Origin of the sequence: Microbispora sp. H13382, assembly GCF_014161445.1 — a bacterium.
Lineage (GTDB): Bacteria > Actinomycetota > Actinomycetes > Streptosporangiales > Streptosporangiaceae > Microbispora.
In genome coordinates this window covers 103,967-122,499 of sequence record NZ_JABBXA010000016.1, presented here as the reverse complement: position 1 = coordinate 122,499, position 18,533 = coordinate 103,967, and the positions used below count along the sequence as shown (strand labels likewise).

Below are 18,533 nucleotides of genomic sequence, written 5' to 3'. Positions count from 1 at the left end.
CGGCTCCCATCGGAGCTGACCTGCCATGACCAGGCCGCGCAACGTGCCGCCCGCCAGGCAGTCGGCCTGGAGCTCACCTCACGTCGTAGGCGATGAAGTGGCCCGGCACGCAGTAGAACGCGTTGTCGGGGTCGGAGGCCGCGCCGTCGCACCTCGGTCCGCGGGTGCCGATGTAGGCCGTGAAGCTCCGGATCGGCCGGTAGGACCGGCCCCAGGCCCTGAACTGCCGGGCCCAGCGGTGATCCGTCTGAAACCCCCTCACATGATGGCCTCTCCACAAATTCAATGACTTGTCCACCATCGATGCTCACCGAGACGCATCGGTCAGAGGCCGCTCAGCGCGGCAGCGCAGCGGCCCCTGCCGGTCGGGAGGTCTCCGCGGCCTTCCCGATCCGCCTGGCCAGCCGGGCGGCGACGTATCCGAGGCTGTTGGTCGCCAGGTGAAGCAGCGACGGGGCGAGCAGTCCGGCGCGGCGGCGCAGCTCGTGGAAGAAGGCTCCGGCCAGGGCGGTGGACAGGACCGTCCCCGCCACCAGCCTTGCCGTCTCCGCGAGGGCGCCGGGCTCCTGCGCTGACTCGCCCGAGGTCAGGCGGCCGAGAGCGGGATTCGCCCGGGCCATGTCCATGGCGGGCAGCACGTGCCACAGCCCGAACAGCGCGGCCGAGGCGGCGACGGCCGTACGCGCCGGGAGTGAGCGGCCGAGCAGGGCGGGCAGCACGCCGCGGAAGGCGACCTCTTCCAGCAGCACGGTCCCGAAAGGCACCTGGACCAGGGCCTCCTCCAGCACGCGGCGGCGCGACAGCGCCAGCGCCCGTTCGTCGTGGAACAGCGCCCGGGTCCGGGGATGGGCAACGCCCACCGCGTATCCGGCCGCCACAACGCCTGCCAGCGCGGCGCCCGCGATCGCGCCCCGCCGCGCCCGGTCGAAGCCCAGCTCCCGCAAGGTCAGCCTCTCGCGCCGGGCGAGCGCCAGCAGGGCCCCCGTCGCGACCGTCGAGGTCAGCGGCGCCCACCGCCTGGCGACCCGGTTGTTCAACACGTTCGCCGCGGCGAGCACGCCGAGACATCCCACCAGCGCAGGCTTCACCCGTCCTCCAGTCGTCGTCCGTGACGATCCCGGACGGTCGGCATGCTGCCAGGGTGCCGCCCGTTCTGCTTCCGGTCCAGCCTGACCACATGCCGCCTCAGCAGGTCCCCGCACCCTCGTTGTAGCCGTGGGCGAAGTACTGCTGGCGCAACGCGGGCGATCCGTGGGCGTCCGGCGCCCACCAGACGTCGGTCGGGTCGCCCGCCGCCCGGATGTTGGTGAGCAGTTCCTCCTCGTCGCCCTGCTCCGTGCCCAGCACCCCCACGCGGATCAGGCCGCTCAGTGAGGCGCCCGCGTAGCAGTCGGCCTGAAGCTCCCGCTCCACGTTGAAGCGGAAGTCGTCGACGAGCTGCGCCTGCACGGCGTGTCCCAGTTCGTGCGGGATCACGACGTAGACCGCCCCGTCGCCCATCCGGTCGTACATCGCCTCCAGCCAGGCCGCGTCGTAGGCGATGAAGTGACCGTACGGGCAGTAGAAGGCGTTCTCGGGCACGGCCGGCTGACCACCGCAGTCGGGACCGTCGCTCCCCCGGTAGGCCACGAAGCGGGTGATCGGGCGGTACGTCTCCCCGCTCTCCTGGAAGCGGCGCGACCAGAACCACTCGGTGAGGCACCGGGCGAGCTTGACGTCGCCGGGGAAGTCGTCGCCGACGCCCTCGCACGGCGTCCTCCCCCCGGACGCCGCGTTCCCCGGCTGCGCCCGATCGGGCGGGGAACCGGTGAGCGTGCCGCACGAGGCGAGCAGAGTCACTGCTAGCAGGAAGGCGGCGAGTACTCGGCGGGTCATTTCCGTCTGAATACCCATTTAGGCGACAAAAATTTGCGCCGCCGCCGATACCCGTCACCGATCCGGGAACTTCACATACTCCAGGTGTGCACGGGCTCGTTGGTGTGCATGTGCTGCAGGTAGCGCAGGGTCATGCGGCGCAGCGCCTCGTGGTCGCCGCCTAACGCGCGGGCCGTCCTGACCTGCCAGTCCGCCCCCGTACGGCCCGTCACGCAGCGCCGCTCGATGATGCCGAGCAACCGGTCGCGCTGCACCGGGTCGACCTCCCACAGGTCGAGCCCGTGATAGGCCATCGGCAGCAGCCTGCGCAGGATCAGCTCGGCGGCGGGCACCTCCCCCAGGCCCGGCCAGTAGAGGCGGGCGTCGAGGCCGTACCTCGCGGCGTTGCGGAGGTTGTCTTCGGCCGCGGCGAAGGACATGCGCGTCCACACGGGCCGCTCGGCCGAGGGAAGCACGCGCATGAGCCCGTAGTAGAAGGCGGCGTTGGCCGCGATGTCGGCCACCGTCGGCCCGGCCGGCAGCACCCGGTTCTCCACCCGCAGATGGGGGACGCCGTCCGAGACGTCGTAGACGGGCCGGTTCCAGCGGTAGACGGTGCCGTTGTGCAGCCGCAGTTCGTGCAGCTCGGGCACCCCGCCCTCGTCCAGCACCTGCCTCGGGTCCTCCTCCTCGCACAGGGGCAGCAGTGCGGGAAAGTAGCGGACGTTCTCCTCGAACAGGTCGAAGACCGACGTGATCCACCGTTCCCCGAACCACACGCGCGGCCGCACGCCCTGGGCCTTCAGCTCCTCCGGCCGGGTGTCGGTGGCCTGCTCGAACAGGCTGATCCTGGTCTCGCGCCACAGCTCCTTGCCGAACAGGTACGGCGAGTTGGCCGCGACCGCGACCTGCGGACCGGCGATGATCTGGGCCGCGTTCCAGTGGTCGGCGAACGTTTCGGGGCTGACCTGCAGGTGGAGCTGCACGCTCGTGCACGCCGCCTCGGGGGTGATGCTGTCGGCGTAGGTGTCGAGCCGGTCGACCCCCTCGATCATGAGGTGCAGGTCCTCACCCCGGGCGGCGAAGATCTGCTCGTTCAGCAGCTTGTAGCGGGGGTTGGCCGACAGCGTCCCCTCGCTGACGTCGGTCTCACGCAGCGTCGGCAGGATGCCGACCAGCATGAGCTGCCCGCCGACGCGCGCGGCCCGCTCCTGCGCTCGGTTGAGGCGCAGCCGTACGGACTCCTCCAGCAGGCGGCTGCCCTCGCCGGACAGCACCTGCGGCGGGATGTTGATCTCGACGTTGAACTGCCCCAGCTCCGTCGCCCAGTCGGGCTCCGCGATGGCGGCCAGGACCTCGGCGTTCTTCATCGCCGGCTCGCCCCGGGAGTCGACCAGGTTCAGCTCGATCTCCAGACCCATCTGGGGCCGGTCGAACCCGAACCGCGACTCCCGCAGCATCTCGTCCAGGACGTCCAGCGACAGCTTTACCTTGTCCCGGTAGCGACGGCGGTCCTCCCGGGTGAAGGAGACGGAGGGTACGTCACGGCCCATTAACCGAGCGTCGCACGCCGGAGGGCGATCGCACCAGACGGGTTCAGACCAGACGTCGTGCGGTGGCCCAGCGCGACAGCTCGTGGCGGTTGGACAGCTGCAGCTTGCGCAGCACGCTCGACACGTGCGTCTCGACGGTCTTCACCGAGATGAACAGCTCCTTGGCGATCTCCTTGTAGGCGTAGCCCCGGGCGATCAGCCGCAGCACCTCACGCTCCCGCTGGGTGAGCGAGTCGAGCTCCGGGTCGATCGGCGGGGCCTCCGTCGAGGCGAACGCGTCGAGGACGAAGCCGGCCAGCCGCGGCGAGAACACCGCGTCGCCCTCCGACACGCGGATGATCGCGTCGGTCAGCTCGGTGCCGCTGATCGTCTTGGTCACATAACCCCGGGCACCGCCCCGGATGACCCCGATCACGTCCTCGGCCGCGTCAGACACCGACAGGGCGAGGAAACGCACCTGGGAGCCCGAGCCGAGCACGCGCCGCAGCACCTCCTGGCCGCCGCCGCCCGGCATGTGCACGTCGAGCAGCACCACGTCGGGCTCCAGCTCGGCGATCGCCTTGACGGCCGACTCCACGTCCTCGGCCTCGCCGATCACCTGGATCGAGGGCCCCAGCTCGGCCCGTACGCCGGAGCGGAACAGCCGGTGGTCGTCGACGATCAGCACGCGTACGGTCTTCATGGTTCTCTTTTCATCGTCAGCATGACCTCGGTTCCGTCGCCGGGCTCGGTCCTGACCCGGGCGCTTCCGCCGTTGCGCTCCATCCTGCCGATGATCGACTGGCGGATGCCCATCCGGTCCCCGGGGACGTCGTCGAGCACGAAGCCCTTGCCCCGGTCCCGGACGAACACCGTCACCTCGTCGGGCTCGACCTCGGCGTAGACGGAGACGACCGGAGCCCCACTGTATTTGCACGCGTTGACCATCGCCTGCCGGGCGGCGTGCAGCAGGGCCACCAGGCCCTCGTTCAGCTCGCAGTCGCCCACGCAGACCACCTCGATCTGCACGCCGTGGGCGTCCTCCTCCTCGGCCGCGACCCGCCGTACGGCCGCGGCGAGAGTGGCGTCGGCGTCCTGCTTGGGCTGGTACAGCCAGTTGCGCAGCTCGCGCTCCTGCGACCGAGCGAGCCGGGCGACCTCCCGCGCGTCGTGGGCGTTGCGCTGGATCAGGGTGAGCGTGTGCAGCACCGAGTCGTGGACGTGGGCGGCCACCTCGGCCCGCTCCTCCTGCCTGATGCGCTCGGTGCGCTCGCGCTGAAGCTCCTTGACGAGCGAGGCCAGCCAGGGCGCGGCGATCATCAGCATGCCGCCGACGACGACCGCGGTGAACACGAGCCCGGTCCTGGCCTTGGCCAGCTCGCCGCTCGCGGCCAGGAAGCCGATCGCGCCCACGACGACGAGCAGCGCCCCGATGCCGGTGCGCACCCAGGTCGTGCTGACCTGCTTGACCGCGCCGGACATCCACCGCTGCCGCCGTCCCGGGTCGGCCTGCTGCCACAGGATCAGCGCGCCGATTCCGCCGACCGCGATCGGCCACATGCCGAACCCGCCGCTGGAGGCGCCCGTCAGCCACCCGAAGCTCGCCAGGGCCAGCCACAGCACGCCGTACGCGGCGAGCTGGCCCCATTCGCGGGCCGGCTCGCGGCCCTTCACCTCCTCCTTGGGGGTGAACATCCACAGCGCGGCGTACGCCACGAGGCCCAGCCCGTCGACGACGGTGAGCAGCACGAAGGCGAGGCGCAGCACGACGGGGTCGAGCCGCAACTGGGCGGCGGCGCCCTGGGCGACGCCCGCGACCACCCGGCCCGACACGGGCCGGACCATCCGGGGGAACGCCGCGGGGGCGTTAGGCATCTCAGACATCTCGGGAAGCATCGTCACACGTCACCGGCCATGAGCGCATCAGGGCATGCCCTGACGCCGTCCCTGAGGGGTCGGGGACGAGTCAGGGGTTCCCCCGATGGCAGGGGTACGGCGGGCGACGCCAGGATGGGACCATGACCGAGGCACCATCGACCCCCGCTCCCGACCCCGCCGGCCCGCCCGAGCCCGAGAAGGTGCTGAGCCGCTCCCGGGACGGTCGCATGATCACGGGCGTCTGCGCGGGCCTCGGCAGGTTCACGGGCATGGACCCCGTGCTCTTCCGGGTCGGTTTCGCGGTGCTGGTCCTCGCCTCCGGCACCGGCGTCCTGCTGTACGTCGCGGCGTTCCTGCTGATGCGCCAGCCGGGCGGCGGCCCCGGCCACCTGGAGCAGTGGACCCGGCGGCTGTTCGACGCCGAGACCGTGCTCGCGCTGCTCGCCGCGGTCTTCGCGTTCGGCCTGATCATCAACGTGGCCTCCGGGGGGATCAACCGCGGCACGATCGTGGTCGGCACGCTGCTGGCCATCGTGCTGATGGCCGCCCACTCGCGCGGCGTCGACCTGCTGACCATGGCCAAGTCGATGCCCGACCGGGCGACCGGACGGCGCGGCATGACCCGCGCCGCCCCGGGCTTCGCGCCGTTCGCGCCCTTCACTCCGCCGCCCGCGCGGGAGCCGTACGGGGCCGGCGTGCCCGGGGCGGGAGCGCCGACGCCGGAGACACCGCTGCGGGAGACGCCGCTGCGGGAGACGCCCGCGCCGACGCCGCCCGGCGCCGCCGGGCAGGCGCCCGTGACGGACGCCGCGGAGCCCGGCCCGGCCGGCCCCGGCGCGGCAGCGGACGACACCGCGATCCACGACACGATCGTCCCGGACCCGGTGGCCCCCGCTGTGAAGGAGCCCGCGGGGAAGGACACGACCGTGATGGAGGCGGTCGCGGACGACACGCTCGTCCAGGAGGCCGTCGCCGAGGACGCGGCGGGGCGCGCCGACGGCGACCCGCCGACCCGGCCCTTCGAATCCGTCGCCCGTCTGGCCGCGGAGCCCCCGCCCGGCACGAACGCCCCCGGCCCGATCGCCCCCGGTCAGGTCGCCCCCGGCGCGAACGTTCCCGGCCAGGCCGCCCCGGGGTCGGACCGCCACGGGGCGCCGGACGGCTGGGCGCCCGGAGCACCGGGGCCCTCCGTCTCCGCGCATCCGGCCGGCGGCGGCTACCGGCGGCTGTCCGACCTGGCCCGCGAGGCGCGGGAGGGCGCGTACGGCCCCGGCGGCGCCCAGGACGCCCGGCACGGCGCGCGCAGGCACGGAGCCGGGGGCCACGGATACGGATCGGGAGAGCCCTTCGCCCCGCACGGCCCCTACACGATGCGGGAGCCTCATCAGCCCTACGGCTCGCCCTACGCGCCGGACCCCTACACGCCGCCGACGCCGCCGCCCCCGCGGCCGGCGAAGCCCAGGCGTCCCCGGTCGTTCGTCGGCGGCCTCACCATCTGCCTCGCCCTGATCGTTGGAGGGATCTTGGTCACCATGGAGCGGACCGGCTCAGGCACGGTCGGCCTACCGGTCGTCGGCGGGGCGGTCCTCGTCACGATCGGGGCGGGCCTGCTGGTGGCGACGTGGTTCGGCCGGGGCGCGGGGCTGGTCGCCGCCGGGACGATCGTGGCCCTCGTACTGGTGGGGAGCTCGACGATGAACGGCATCCCCCGCAAGATCGGCAGCTTCGTCTGGCACCCCGTCGGCTCCGTCCAGTCGCCCGGCACGTACGAGCTGGGGATCGGCGAGGGCAAGCTCGACCTCAGCGACGTCGCGCTCAAGCCGGGCGGCCGGGTCAGGTTCGACGCCTCGGTGTCGCTGGGACAGCTCACGGTGATCGTCCCGGCGACCGCCCGCGTCGAGGTGCACGGCTCGGCCAAGCTGGGCGAGGTGAAGATCGACCACAAGGTCGAGGACGGCACCGACGTGCGGTTCGACCGCATCCTGGAGCCGGAGGCGCCCGTCGAGGGCGACGCGCCCACGATCGAGCTGCACGTCAAGGCCGGCCTCGGCGACGTGGAGGTGCGCCGTGCCGCGTGAGTCCCGGCCCGAGCGCCCGCGCCGGGTGCACCGTACGGACTGGATGTCCCTGCTGTGCGGCCTGCTGTTCATCGGCATGGGCATCCGCTACCTGACCGGCCCTGATCCCGACGCGGTCGTCATGGCGCCCATCCTCGTCGGAGGGCTGGGCTTCGCGGCCTTCGTCGCCATCCTCGCCAAGGTCATCCGCCGCTGATCCGCTGATCTCGCTTCCGGCCGGTGCCGCGTCCGCGCGGTCCCGGCCGTTCGTCATTTCCCGGTGATCCGCTGACAGCGGCATACTCAGTATGCATACTGAGTATTCATGTCGGTACGACACGGCCTGCTCGCCCTGCTGAGCCGGGGCCCGCGCTACGGCTACCAGCTCAGGGCCGAATTCGAGGCGTCCACCGCGACGACCTGGCCGCTGAACATCGGACAGGTCTACACGACGCTGTCCCGCCTCGAACGCGACGGCTTGGTGGCCCGCGACGACCAGGGCGGCCAGGACGAGCAGGGCCGGGTCCGGTACGCCATCACCGCCGAAGGCCGCGACGAGCTCGGCCGGTGGTTCGCCAAACCCGTCGCCCGGGCCGACCGGCCCCGCGACGAGCTCGTCATCAAGCTCGCGATGGCCGTCACCACGCCCGGCGTCGACGTGGCGGCGGTCATCCGGGCCCAGCGGTCCGCGACGATGCGGGGCCTGCAGGAGCTCACCCGTGCCAAGCGGAGCCTCGACGCCTCCGCCGAGGCCGCACAACGCCTGGTCGTCGACTCGACGATCTTCCATGCCGAGGCCGAGCAGCGCTGGCTCGACCACTGCGAAGCCGTCCTCGCCCGTCCCTCCGAGGAGAATCCGTGACCGAAAACCGATCTCCGGGCCGGTTACCCGAACCGGGCGGCCACCCGGTCGTCCGCCTGACCGGTGTCGTACGCGTCCACGGCGAGGGGACCGGGGCCGTCCACGCGCTGCGGGGCGTCAGCCTGGACGTCCACGCCGGCGAGCTGGTCGCGGTGATGGGCCCGTCCGGGTCCGGGAAGTCCACCCTGCTCAACCTCGCGGGCGGGCTCGATCGGCCGTCTGAGGGGTCCGTGCTCCTCGAAGGCCGCGAGCTGCGCACACTGTCACCCAGGCAGCTGGCGGAGTTGCGCCGCCGGAGCGCCGGCTACGTCTTCCAGGACCTCAACCTCATTCCGTCGCTGACGGTCGCCGAGAACGTCGCGCTGCCGCGCGAGCTGGACGGCGTCCGGACCGGTACGGCCAGGCGGGAAGCCCTGGAGGTGCTGGAGGAGATCGGCCTCGCGGACCTGGGCGACCGGTTCCCCGACGACCTGTCGGGCGGGCAGCGGCAGCGGGCCGCCATCGCCCGGGCGCTCGTCGGCGAGCGCCGCCTGCTCCTCGCGGACGAGCCGACGGGCGCCCTCGACACCCGGACCGGCGACGAGATCATCCAGGTGCTCCGGCAGCGCGCCGACGCGGGGGCCGCCGTGCTGCTGGTCACGCACGAACCCCGCTACGCGGCCTGGGCCGACCGCGTCGTCTTCCTCAGGGACGGACGGATCACCGACTCGTCCGGCGCGGACGACACGGACGACACGGACGACACGGACGACACGGACGACGCGGATGGCTTGGGCGGCACGGACGACGCGGAGGGCACGGGCGGCTTGGGCGCGGTGAGCGCCCGATGAGGGGCCTGCGCGCGGCGCTGCGAATCTCCCGCCGCACCGCCTGGCGCTCCAAGGGACGCAGCGCGCTGATCCTCGCGATGCTCGCGCTACCCGTCGCCGTGGCCACCTTCGCGCTGACCGCCCTGGCCACCATGTTCGCCGAGCAGCACGGGCACTATCCACTCGGCCGGGCCGACGCGCTGGTGCAGGGCGCCCACGGGCTGGAGGGGATCAGCCAGGACGTGTGGGGAGGGGAGATCCACGGGGCGCGTCGCACGGACGTCACGCCGTACACGCGGGCGGAGGTCGCCGGGCTCCTCCCCGGCAGCCGTCTGATTCCGGTGTCACAGCAGTTCGTCCGTTATCTCGCCCCCGGAGGCTACGAGACGGGCACCATCCGGCAGGTGGATCTGCGCGACCCGATGTCCCTGGGCACCTTCCGGCTCGTCGAGGGCAGGCTTCCCGCCGCTCCCGGCGAGGCCGTCATCTCCGCCCCGGAGCTCGACGCGCAGGTGAGGCCGGGCGCGACGCTCCTCGCCGGGGAGGACCGGCGGCCGCTGCGGATCGTCGGCGTCGCCCTGTTCGCGACGACGGGGATGTGGCCCGACGTCGTCGCCTTTCCCGGCAGCCTGCCCGAATCCGCCTTCGAACTCGCCGATCCGGGTCAGATGACGCACAGCTGGCTCGTGGACGCACCGCGCCCGCTGTCGTGGGCCGACGTCCGGCGGCTCAACGCGCGCGGCCTCCTGGTCGTCAGCCGGGCGGAGGTCGAGCGCGCTTCGGCGGCCGAGCCGCGCTACGACCTGAGATTCGACTCCTCCACCCTGCCCGTGCTCCCGTGGACCGGGATCGCGCTGTTACAGGTCGTCCTCGCGGCCGGGCCCGCCTTCGCCGTCGGCCGGCGGCGCCGGGCCCGCGAGTTCGCGCTCGTCGCCGCGCAGGGCGGCTCCCCCGCGCAGCTCCGCATGATCGCGCTGGCCGACGGTCTGTTCTTCGGCGTCGCCGGCTCCGTGGCCGGGGCCGCGATCGGCATCGCGGCGGTGCCGCTCGCGATGCCCGGTCTCGAACTGTGGACGCAGAGGCTGGCGGGCCCGGTCACCGTCCTGTGGACTCCGGTGGCGCTGATCGCGGTGCTCGGCGTCGTCGCCGGGCTGCTGGCCGCCCTCGCCCCGGCCATCGGCGCGGGCCGTACGGACGCGGTGGCGGTGCTGTCCGGCAGGCGCGAGCGGCGCCGGGACCGCGCGGGCCGGCCGCTGCTGGGGGCGGTGCTCGTCGCCGCGGGCGTCGCGGCCACGGCGGTGAGCGCCCGGTATGGCGTCCACTGGGTCGCCGCCTCGGCACTGCTCACCCAGCTGGGGCTGGTGGCCCTGGTGCCTGCCTTCGTCGCGGTGGTCGGCCGGGTCGCCGTCCGGTTCCCCCTGCCGCTCCGCTTCGCAGCAAGGGACGCCGTACGCAACAGGGGCCGTACGGTGCCCGCCGTCGCCGCGGTGATGACCACGGTCGTGGTGCTCACCGCGGCGGGCATCACGTCGCAGACCGCGCTCGCGCAGAGGCCGATGAACGATCGTGACCTGCCGCAGGGCCCGACAGGCGCGTTGCGGGTCACCGGATCCGATCTGACACCGGAGCTGTGGGACCGCGTCCGCGCCGCCGTACGGCGGGAACTGCCGGCGGACGTGCCACTCGTGGAAGGGCGGGCCCTCGCGACGAAGGCCGGCCTGCCGCTCGGCGTCAACCTTCCGACGCCGCTCACCCGAGGGGATCTGCCGTTCCGCACGCTGGACGGGGAGAGCGGAGGACTGCTGGCCGGGGACGAGAGCCTGCTGCGCTACGTGCTGGGACGCGAGGATCCGCGGGCGGTGGCGGCGCTGCGCGCCGGGAAGGCCGTCGTGCTCAATCCCGCGGCCGTCCACGGGGACCGAATCGAGGTACAGCTGGTAAGCCGGGACGCGACGGCCCTGAGCGGGATCGTCTCCCTCTCCCTGCCGGCCGTCGGAGTGCCGCCCACCGGTCAGGGCTGGGCGCGTGCGGTGGTCGCGCCGGAGGTGATCGAGAAGGAGGGATACGGCACCGTCACCTCCGTGCTCGCGGTGAACCCGGCGGACTATCGGACGCCGCGGGCTACGGCGGACCGGATCGCCGCGGCGGTGGAGGCCGTCACGTCCCACGCGGCGGTGCGGCTCGAGTCGCGGCGCGGGCCCGCCGACGACCTGGTGGTTCTGCTCGTGCTCGCCGTGGCGGCCGCCGTGCTCGTCCTCGGGATGACGTTCGTCGCGACCGCGCTGGCCGCCGTCGAGGCCCGGCCCGACCTGGAGACCATGGCCGCGGTGGGAGCGGACCCGCGGGTGAGGCGGGCCGTCGTCGCGGGCCAGGCCCTGGTGATCGCGCTGCTCGGCACCACCGCCGGCGTGCTGGCCGGCCTGCCGCCCGGCATCGCCGCGGCCCTGGTCCCCTCGCGGAGGGAGGCCTGGATGCTGGTGCGGCCCGACGGAGTGCCCGTTCTGGTGCGGCCCGGGGAGACGCCCATGCTCGTGGTCCCGTGGCCGCTCGTCGGCCTGCTCATCGTGGCGCTCCCCCTGCTGGCCGCTCTCGGCGGCGCGCTGTTCACCGGGTCGCGCCTGCCGCTCCCCCGGCGCAGGGTGACGTGACCTCGCCCCGGGACCGGCCCGCCGTGTGCCCCGGGCTCACCCGCCGGCCCGGCCGGAGGCGGCCCGTACGGCGGACAGGCAGCGCTCCACGACGGGCCGGGGGGCGAAGGCGTAGGTGCCGTCGCCGAACAGCTCGAAGGTCATGAACCCGTCGTATCCGCGCCGGGAGAAGGCGGCGAGATACTCGGCGAGCGGCAGTTCCCCCTCGCCCCACGCCAGGTGCCCGGCCGGGCGACCGTCGATCAGGTGCACGTGGCGGACGCGGTCGCCGAGCACGTCGAAGTAGTCGTCCACGCTCTCGCCCGCGACCGCCATGCCGACCGTGTCGAGCACGGCGGCGAGGTTCGGCGCGGCGACCTCGTCCAGCATCCGCGCGAGCGCCCGCGAGTCGTTGAGCACGTTCGACTCCACCCGCTGCAGGGGTTCGAGCACGCACGTCACCCCGAGGGCCGCGGCGTGCGCGGCGATCTCGCCGAGCGCGTCGGCGGAGCGGCGCCACCCCGCCTCCGGCGGCTCGTTTTCGTAGCCCCGGCCCGGCGTCAGCAGCAGGAGCTCGGCCCCGAGCTCCGCGCACAGCTCGGCCGCACGACGGAACATCGCGATGCTGGAGGCGCGCAGCCGGGTGTCGGGCGAGGCGATGTTGACCGGGTACATCACCTGCTCCGGGGTGAGGCAGCGCACCCGCAGGCCGCGTGAGGCGACCCGGCGGCGTACGGCGCGGGCCTCGGCGTCGCTCACCTGCGGCACGTGGAAGTGGGGGGCGACGCCCCACAGCTCCACTTCCTCGCGGCCGAGGCCGGCCGCGTCGTCCAGGAACCGGTCGAACGGCAGGTGCTGGTAGGAGAAGTCCCCTCGCTCGACCTCGACGCGGTCGTCATCGACCACCGCGACGCCGCCCGCGAGGCGGTCGAGCGGCTCATCGCGGCCGGGCACCGGCGGATCGGATTCGTGTGGGGGCCGCCCGTACCGGAGCCGCCGGCGACCCGGCGCGAGCTGCTGGCGGCGGCGTCCCGCAACCTGTGGACCGACGGCGAGCGCCTGCGCGGCTACCTCGACGCGCTCGACGACGCCCGGATCCCCTTCGATCCCCAGCTGGTGATGGTCGGGCGGAAGGTCGAGGAGCGGGTGACCGAGGAGGTCGCACGCATGCTCGCCCTGCCGGACCGCATCACCGCGTTGTTCTGCACCGAGACCGAGGCGGTGACGGGAGCCCTGCGCGCCCTGCGGGCCGCCGGGCTGTCCTATCCGCGCGACGTCGCCCTCATCGGCTTCGACGACAGCGCCTGGGCGGCGGTCATGGACCCGCCGCTGACGATGATCGAGCAGCCGGTGCACGATCTCGGCGCGAAGGCCGCCGAGGTGCTCCTCGACATCGTGCGGGGGGCCGAGCCCGGCAGGCAGACCCACACACTGCGCTCCCGTCTCATCGAGCGCTCCTCGGTCGCCCCTCCACCCGCGTAGGCGCCGGGAGGGTCAGCGGGGGATCAGCTCGGCGGAGCGCTGCTGGGGGAGGCCGGCGAGGCGCCGCTGCCCCTCGGTGAGCAGGGCCGCGATCGGGCCGGGCTCACGCAGCCGGGTGAGCCGGTCGCGGTTGTACTTGCGCAGCCGCGCCGTGCGGCGCTTGGCCGCCGCCGCCTTGAACGCCGCGACGTGCTCGCGGTCGGCCTTGCGCGCGCCGCTCAGCTCGTAGCCGTACGCCGTGAGCCGCTCGCCGAGCACCTCCTCGCACAACGAGATCTCCCAGGGCTCCAGCCGGGAGGCCCACTTGCCCGAGTGGGCGGTGGTCACCTCCTCGTGCGTGTTGCTGTGCCACACCTTGTGCTTGGGCACGGCCAGCTCGGCCATGTGACGGGGCTCGCACATCTCCGGGTCGTAGTCCTCGCCGATGAACACGCACAGCTTCTTCAGCTCGGTCTCCGGGTCGGCGGTGAGGTCCTCGTACCGCAGCTCGTAGAAGCTGTCGGCGGGCAGCTTGCGGGCGTGCCGCCGGCCGAAGTCGATCGCCTCGGCCCAGTTGGCCATGGCGTGCACGGCGTCCGCCTTGTACCAGGGCATCTGCTTGAGCGAGGCCACGCAGTCGCGGCCGTCCCTGACGAGGTGGACGAACTGCGCGTCGGGGAACATCCGCATCAGCATCTCGACGTGCCGGTAGTAGCTGGGCCGCTTGTCGCCCCAGCGCGGCTTGCCGAAGCGCTCGGCGTAGCTCTTGAAGACCATGCCGACGACCGAGCCGAAGCTGCCCGGGCCGAGCATGGCCGCCTGGACGAAGTCGGGGCGGCTCAGCCCGAGCTCGTGGAACTTCGTGGTGCGGCCCTCGGCGATCCAGGTCGCCAGCTTGCGCCTGTTGTCGGCGAGCCGCATGTCGCCGTACGCCCGGCGGGAGAAGTAGGCCGGGACGAGGAACCGCGTCTCGGGCGGGACCGCGATGCGCGGATGCGAGTGCAGCATGAGCTGCAGCATGGTGGTGCCGGAGCGCGGGCAGCCGACGACGAAGACAGGTCTGTCCGAATGCATGAGTTCTCTCCCCCGTGGTGAAATTTCCGGACGCCAGGCCGCCGCCCTCCCCCGGGCGCGGCTCGTGACGCGGGTCCTACGGCGTCACGCCGTACGAGCTGGTGGATCGGGCCGAGAATGGCCGGTCAGACGAGGATCTTCTGTCTCTCGGCGGCGGTGCGGGGCACCTGGCGCGACGCCAGCCAGACGCGGTAGACCAGGCTCATCTCGAACGCCAGCAACAGCGCGCCGGCCACGGCCGCGACCGGCACCAGGGCCGCGGGTCCGAGCAGCGGGGCCACGACGAAGACCGCGGCGTGGAACTCGATGCCGCTCACGACGTGGGTGCGCACCCGCCGCCGCACCAGGAAGACGCGCAACCTGTCGTACCAGGGAAAGCGCGCGTGGAACGCCTTCTGCAGGTCGACCACGGTGGTGCCGGTGTCGTCGGCGACCTCGCCGAACTCCGCGGCGGCCCGCCCCAGCTCGGCCCTCGGCCTGGCCCGCAGGACGCTCTCGGCGAGGACGCACTGCCCCTCCAGCCGCGCCTCCACCAGCGCGCGGGTGGCGTCCTTGACCCGCTTCAGCTGCGGGCCGTTGATGTAGCGGAACAGGTCGAGCACGACGACGCCGACGGCGGCGAGCGCCACATCGGCGTCGCCCGTCCGGGCGTACTCCCCGAACCCCAGCCCGAAGGCGCAGCAAACCACCCGCAGCCGGTCGCCGACGTAGTCGAGCCACAGGCCGAAGGGCGTCCCCGTGCCCTTGAGCCTGGCGATCTTCCCGTCCATGCAGTCGACCGTGAAACTGAGATAGAACAGTGCCGCCCCGGCGACGAGCATGCCCTCCGCGAAGGCGGCCGCCGAGGCGAAGCCGATCAGCATGGACAGTCTGGTCAGCCCGTTCGGCGTGATCGGAGTGTGGTTAGCCACGAGCAGCGCGAGCCGGCAGGCGAGCGGATCGACCATGAAGACGGTCCACCACGAGTCTCTCGGTTTGCGCGTCGCGAGTATGTCGTCCAGCGTGAAGCCCCCCATGCAGGCAAGAATGACTACAACGGGTAGCCGTTGGCCTGCTCTTCGGTAACAGGCAGGGCATCTCATTGCCGGTTCTTGACCGTCTTCCTTATCTACGTAAACCATCCGCCAATCCGGTCGCCGATCGGTTACAGTCCGTGTTCGAGGGGGAGACCATGCCCGTTGTCACGTTGTACCGGCGGCTGCAGGGGCGGCTGCCGTCATGGGAGCCCGCGCCACGGGCCGCGCTCATCCGGCCGGACGCGGGTCCGCTGCAGGCCCAGCGCGAGACGCTGGACGTGGTGTGCGCCCTGCTGAGCCGGGCGGGCGTGCCGTATTTCTGCGTCCGGCCGCTGCCGAACCGGCCGCCCGTCGTCGGCGTGCCCGAGGACTGGCGCACGCGCGCGCTCGCCGCGCTCGCGGCCGGCGACCACCCGCTGTTCGCGGCGCGGCAGCCCTACGGCAGGCAGGGGTCGCGGGCGCGCCAGGCGGACGCGGGCCGGATGCGCCCGCTGCGGCGGGCGGCGGCGCTGCTCGGCGACGCCAGGGTCGTACGGGTGGCCATGTACTTCGCCAGCCCCTCGCGCACGCTGACACTCGGCCCGGAGAACGGCTGCGACCTGGAGTTCTGGGCCCGGGAGGGCGACGAGCTGGTCGCGCCGAGGCCGAACCCCGCCTGCGACCGCGTGCCCGCCGACGGCCCCTCTGTGGACGGCGGCGAGGAGCTGTTCACCCCGCTGGCGTGCACCGCCCGCCGGGCCCGCTCCTACCGCACCCGGCCCGAGTTCGTCCGGCGGCTGCTGGACGACATCGACTTCCCGATCGACGCCGTCTACACCTGGGTGGACGGCGCCGACCCGGCCTGGCGGGCGCGCCGCGACCAGGCCGAGCGCGGCGAGGCGCTGCGTTCCGGCGGCCCGCTGAGCGAGATGGCGACCACGGATGCGCGTTTCACCAGCAGGGACGAGCTGCGCTATTCGCTGCGCTCGCTGCTGATGTACGCGCCCTGGATCAACCGGGTGTGGATCGTCACCGACGGCCAGACGCCGCCGTGGCTCGACACCACTCACCCCATGGTCGCGGTGGTCGACCACAAGGAGATCTTCACCGACCCGTCGGTGCTGCCGGTGTTCAACTCCCACGCCATCGAGACGCAGCTACACCACATCGACGGGCTCAGCGAGCACTTCCTGTACTTCAACGACGACTTCTTCCTGGGACGGCCGCTGCCTCCCCGGACCTTCTTCGAGGGCAACGGGATCACCCGGTTCTTCCCCAGCACCGTCCACGTGCCCTTCGGGGTGCCGGAGACCGAGGAGTCGCCGGTGCACGCCGCCGGCATGAACAACCGGCGCATCCTGGAGGACCTGACCGGCCGCACGATCACACAGAAGCTCAAGCACGTGCCGTACGCGCTGCGCCGGTCGCTGATGTACGAGCTGGAGCAGCGGTTCGCGGCGGAGTTCGCGGCGACCGCCCGCAGCAGGTTCCGCACGTCGCGGGACATCTCCGTGGTGTCCTCGCTGGCGCACTACTACGGCTACCTGAGCGGGCGGGCGGTCCCCGGCACGGTCGACTACACCTACGTCGACCTGTCGCTGCCGAAGACGCCCGCCAAGCTCCGCCGCATGCTCGCCCGGCGCAGGCACGACGTGTTCTGCCTCAACGACACCGCGCCCACCACCGTCGAGCAGGACGCCCTGCTGGCGCGCTTCCTGGAGGCCTACTTCCCCACCCCGGCGCCGTTCGAGCGGTGAGCGGGCCGCACGTACCTGTCCACGAACAGGCCGCGGAAGGTCCAGCGGCCGGCCGGGGCGAACGAACGGGCGACCAGGGCACGCCGGCGGGCGGGCATCGCGTTCTTGCCCGTATGGCCGACCACCCAGAGCGTGCGCAGCCCGTCGAACCGGGCGGCGAGCACCCGGGGGCCCACCTCGCGGCCCGGGAAGCTGCCGTCCCGCTCGGGTGACCGGGCCAGCGCCACGTCACTGAGCCTGCCGAAGACCGATGGATAGACCACGGCGTATTTCCTGACCTTGGCGGGGACGAACAGCACCCCGTCCCCGGGCCTCGCCTCGGCCGCGAGCAGCGCCATGACCGGCCGCGGATCGTCCTGCCTGCCGTCCGGCCCCCGTGTGGCGAGCTGCCCGGGCACCGACAGGCCGAGCCAGGCGGCCAGCACGGCGGCGGCGAGCCCGGGGGGCAGCGCGGCCAGGCCCGCCCCGGCGAGCAGCGCCGCCGCCGGGACGCAGCAGAAGACGTACCGGAACACGTACACGGGATGGACCGTCCAGGAGACCGTGAGCAGCACCAGCGCGGGCACCAGCAGCCACGGCAGCGTCAGCCGCACAAGCGCCCCGTGTCCGCCGGGCAAGGGGGCCGGGCCCGCCGCACCGGCAGGCGTCCGGCCGACCGGGTCCGCCGCACGGGACTTTTCCGCCTGACATGCCGCGGGCTCCTCCACGCCGCGCGCGGCGCGAGCCCGGCGTACGCCGGCGACCGCGGCACTGGCGAGGCCGAAGAGCGCGAGCGCCCAGGTCAGCGGGGCCACCCCCGGTCCTGTCGCCCCGCCGAGGTCGCCGGACAGCTGGACGGCCAGCCTGCCCACGTCGGCCGCCTCCGGCCGGGAGATCCAGCCCACCTGGGCGCTCTGCCGGGAGCCGAGCCAGGCCAGCGGCGCCACGGCCGCCAGTGCCGGCGTCACCGCGCACGCCCACCGGAGCAGCGGGCCCCTGGACAGGATCAGGGCGACGCCGTGCGCCCCCGCGACCAGGAACGCGAACAGGTTGAGATAGGCCAGCACAGTCAGCGCCGCCGCGTACGCCGCCAGGACCCCCGACGTCGGCGACCGCTGCAGGCGCAGGAACAGCAGGGTCACCCCGACGGCCGCCGCGGCCGCCATCGGGTACGGCCGGGCCTCCTGGACGTACCTGGAGAAGATCGGCATGAGGGCGAGCAGCACGCCGCCGTACAGGCCTGCGCGGGGGGAGCCGAGCGCGCGCCCGAGCGCGCCGGTCCCGGCCGCGGCCAGCGCCCCCGCGACGACCGACGGCATCCGCAACGCCACCTCGCCGGTGCCGGACAGATGCGCGACGACGTGCGTCAACGCGTAGTACAGGCCGTGCACGGCGTCGACCGACTGCAGCAGGTGCGCCAGCTGGGGAAGGGTCCGGCCGGCCGCGCTGACGGTGGCCGCCTCGTCCCGCCACGGCGGCGGCCCGCCGAGGCCCCACAGCCCGGCGGCGAGCGCGACGACGGCGGGCACGACGGTCACGACACCCGGCCGGTCCCGCCACCCGGGCCGTTCGGGCGCCTCGGCCGGACGTGACCCGGGCTGCCGGGGTGACTGCGGCGCTCGCGGCGCGGTGCGCCGGGAGGCGCGGG

17 protein-coding genes are annotated in these 18,533 nt (G+C 73.3%); 7 read left to right on the top strand and 10 right to left on the bottom strand.

The window, feature by feature from the left end:
* Nucleotides 1-73: 73 nt before the first annotated feature.
* The 6 genes from HHX41_RS27725 to HHX41_RS27700 all read right to left on the bottom strand — a co-directional run bounded on the left by HHX41_RS27725 (nucleotide 74) and on the right by HHX41_RS27700 (nucleotide 5,261).
* On the bottom strand, nucleotides 74-262 hold the full coding sequence (locus HHX41_RS27725) for a hypothetical protein (RefSeq protein ID WP_182908320.1): 189 nt from the start codon (nucleotides 260-262) through the stop codon (nucleotides 74-76).
* A 73-nt stretch (nucleotides 263-335) separates the two neighbouring features.
* Complete coding sequence (locus HHX41_RS27720; RefSeq protein ID WP_182908319.1) at nucleotides 336-1,088, bottom strand: type II CAAX prenyl endopeptidase Rce1 family protein; 753 nt, start codon at nucleotides 1,086-1,088, stop codon at nucleotides 336-338.
* A gap of 97 nt (nucleotides 1,089-1,185) precedes the next feature.
* On the bottom strand, nucleotides 1,186-1,875 hold the full coding sequence (locus HHX41_RS27715; RefSeq protein WP_169985313.1) for a neutral zinc metallopeptidase: 690 nt from the start codon (nucleotides 1,873-1,875) through the stop codon (nucleotides 1,186-1,188).
* 71 nt (nucleotides 1,876-1,946) lie between these two features.
* The gene (locus HHX41_RS27710; protein ID WP_182908318.1) at nucleotides 1,947-3,407 is read right to left on the bottom strand and encodes a glutamate-cysteine ligase family protein; all 1,461 of its coding nucleotides are present in this window, start codon (nucleotides 3,405-3,407) and stop codon (nucleotides 1,947-1,949) included.
* Between the two features lie 43 nt (nucleotides 3,408-3,450).
* Complete coding sequence (locus tag HHX41_RS27705; RefSeq protein WP_169985309.1) at nucleotides 3,451-4,089, bottom strand: response regulator transcription factor; 639 nt, start codon at nucleotides 4,087-4,089, stop codon at nucleotides 3,451-3,453.
* Entirely contained in the window at nucleotides 4,086-5,261 is a 1,176-nt protein-coding gene (locus tag HHX41_RS27700; RefSeq protein WP_396795277.1) for a PspC domain-containing protein, read from the bottom strand. The genes HHX41_RS27705 and HHX41_RS27700 overlap by 4 nt, the downstream gene beginning before the upstream one ends.
* Nucleotides 5,262-5,404: 143 nt before the next feature.
* Here HHX41_RS27700 and HHX41_RS27695 point away from each other — a divergent pair, with 143 nt between their 5' ends.
* From HHX41_RS27695 to HHX41_RS27675, 5 genes are all read left to right on the top strand, one after another.
* Nucleotides 5,405-7,342 carry a PspC domain-containing protein gene (locus HHX41_RS27695; protein ID WP_182908316.1) on the top strand — a complete coding sequence of 646 codons (1,938 nt, stop codon included), beginning with the start codon at nucleotides 5,405-5,407 and terminating at the stop codon, nucleotides 7,340-7,342.
* Nucleotides 7,332-7,538 (top strand): hypothetical protein, encoded by a 207-nt coding sequence (locus tag HHX41_RS27690; protein ID WP_169985145.1) that lies wholly within the window; start codon nucleotides 7,332-7,334, stop codon nucleotides 7,536-7,538. Before HHX41_RS27695 ends, HHX41_RS27690 begins: the two co-directional genes overlap by 11 nt.
* A 108-nt stretch (nucleotides 7,539-7,646) precedes the next feature.
* Nucleotides 7,647-8,183 carry a PadR family transcriptional regulator gene (locus tag HHX41_RS27685; RefSeq protein WP_182908315.1) on the top strand — a complete coding sequence of 179 codons (537 nt, stop codon included), beginning with the start codon at nucleotides 7,647-7,649 and terminating at the stop codon, nucleotides 8,181-8,183.
* Nucleotides 8,180-9,013 carry an ABC transporter ATP-binding protein gene (locus HHX41_RS27680; RefSeq protein ID WP_182908314.1) on the top strand — a complete coding sequence of 278 codons (834 nt, stop codon included), beginning with the start codon at nucleotides 8,180-8,182 and terminating at the stop codon, nucleotides 9,011-9,013. The genes HHX41_RS27685 and HHX41_RS27680 overlap by 4 nt, the downstream gene beginning before the upstream one ends.
* The gene (locus HHX41_RS27675) at nucleotides 9,010-11,640 is read left to right on the top strand and encodes an FtsX-like permease family protein (protein ID WP_182908313.1); all 2,631 of its coding nucleotides are present in this window, start codon (nucleotides 9,010-9,012) and stop codon (nucleotides 11,638-11,640) included. The genes HHX41_RS27680 and HHX41_RS27675 overlap by 4 nt, the downstream gene beginning before the upstream one ends.
* Before the next feature lie 36 nt (nucleotides 11,641-11,676).
* On the opposite strand, the gene HHX41_RS27670 is transcribed toward HHX41_RS27675, so the two are convergent.
* The gene (locus HHX41_RS27670; protein ID WP_182908312.1) at nucleotides 11,677-12,525 is read right to left on the bottom strand and encodes a TIM barrel protein; all 849 of its coding nucleotides are present in this window, start codon (nucleotides 12,523-12,525) and stop codon (nucleotides 11,677-11,679) included.
* Between HHX41_RS27670 and HHX41_RS27665 the strand changes: the two genes are divergently transcribed.
* Nucleotides 12,472-13,101, top strand: coding sequence for a substrate-binding domain-containing protein (locus HHX41_RS27665; RefSeq protein ID WP_310742203.1), 630 nt, complete (start codon nucleotides 12,472-12,474; stop codon nucleotides 13,099-13,101). The genes HHX41_RS27670 and HHX41_RS27665 overlap by 54 nt on opposite strands.
* A 12-nt stretch (nucleotides 13,102-13,113) precedes the next feature.
* On the opposite strand, the gene HHX41_RS27660 is transcribed toward HHX41_RS27665, so the two are convergent.
* Together HHX41_RS27660 and HHX41_RS27655 are read right to left on the bottom strand one after the other, a co-directional pair.
* Nucleotides 13,114-14,154 carry a sulfotransferase gene (locus tag HHX41_RS27660; protein ID WP_182908311.1) on the bottom strand — a complete coding sequence of 347 codons (1,041 nt, stop codon included), beginning with the start codon at nucleotides 14,152-14,154 and terminating at the stop codon, nucleotides 13,114-13,116.
* Nucleotides 14,155-14,279: 125 nt separating this feature from the next.
* A complete protein-coding gene (locus tag HHX41_RS27655; RefSeq protein ID WP_182908310.1) occupies nucleotides 14,280-15,170 on the bottom strand; it encodes a CDP-alcohol phosphatidyltransferase family protein in 891 nt (296 codons plus the stop codon).
* A gap of 155 nt (nucleotides 15,171-15,325) precedes the next feature.
* Between HHX41_RS27655 and HHX41_RS27650 the strand changes: the two genes are divergently transcribed.
* Entirely contained in the window at nucleotides 15,326-16,906 is a 1,581-nt protein-coding gene (locus tag HHX41_RS27650; protein ID WP_182908309.1) for a stealth family protein, read from the top strand.
* On the opposite strand, the gene HHX41_RS27645 is transcribed toward HHX41_RS27650, so the two are convergent.
* Nucleotides 16,873-18,423 (bottom strand): glycosyltransferase family 39 protein, encoded by a 1,551-nt coding sequence (locus HHX41_RS27645; RefSeq protein ID WP_182908308.1) that lies wholly within the window; start codon nucleotides 18,421-18,423, stop codon nucleotides 16,873-16,875. The genes HHX41_RS27650 and HHX41_RS27645 overlap by 34 nt on opposite strands.
* Nucleotides 18,424-18,533 lie beyond the last annotated feature (110 nt).

Excerpts from the sequence above, each read along its gene's own strand:
- HHX41_RS27660 (WP_182908311.1), bottom strand. The coding sequence starts at position 14,154 with ATGCATTCGGACAGACCTGTCTTCGTCGTCGGCTGCCCGCGCTCCGGC.
- HHX41_RS27655 (WP_182908310.1), bottom strand. The coding sequence starts at position 15,170 with ATGGGGGGCTTCACGCTGGACGACATACTCGCGACGCGCAAACCGAGA.
- HHX41_RS27700 (WP_396795277.1), bottom strand. The coding sequence starts at position 5,261 with ATGCCTAACGCCCCCGCGGCGTTCCCCCGGATGGTCCGGCCCGTGTCG.
- HHX41_RS27715 (WP_169985313.1), bottom strand. The coding sequence starts at position 1,875 with ATGACCCGCCGAGTACTCGCCGCCTTCCTGCTAGCAGTGACTCTGCTC.
- HHX41_RS27675 (WP_182908313.1), top strand. The coding sequence starts at position 9,010 with ATGAGGGGCCTGCGCGCGGCGCTGCGAATCTCCCGCCGCACCGCCTGG.
- HHX41_RS27685 (WP_182908315.1), top strand. The coding sequence starts at position 7,647 with ATGTCGGTACGACACGGCCTGCTCGCCCTGCTGAGCCGGGGCCCGCGC.
- HHX41_RS27710 (WP_182908318.1), bottom strand. The coding sequence starts at position 3,407 with ATGGGCCGTGACGTACCCTCCGTCTCCTTCACCCGGGAGGACCGCCGT.
- HHX41_RS27695 (WP_182908316.1), top strand. The coding sequence starts at position 5,405 with ATGACCGAGGCACCATCGACCCCCGCTCCCGACCCCGCCGGCCCGCCC.
- HHX41_RS27705 (WP_169985309.1), bottom strand. The coding sequence starts at position 4,089 with ATGAAGACCGTACGCGTGCTGATCGTCGACGACCACCGGCTGTTCCGC.
- HHX41_RS27650 (WP_182908309.1), top strand. The coding sequence starts at position 15,326 with ATGCCCGTTGTCACGTTGTACCGGCGGCTGCAGGGGCGGCTGCCGTCA.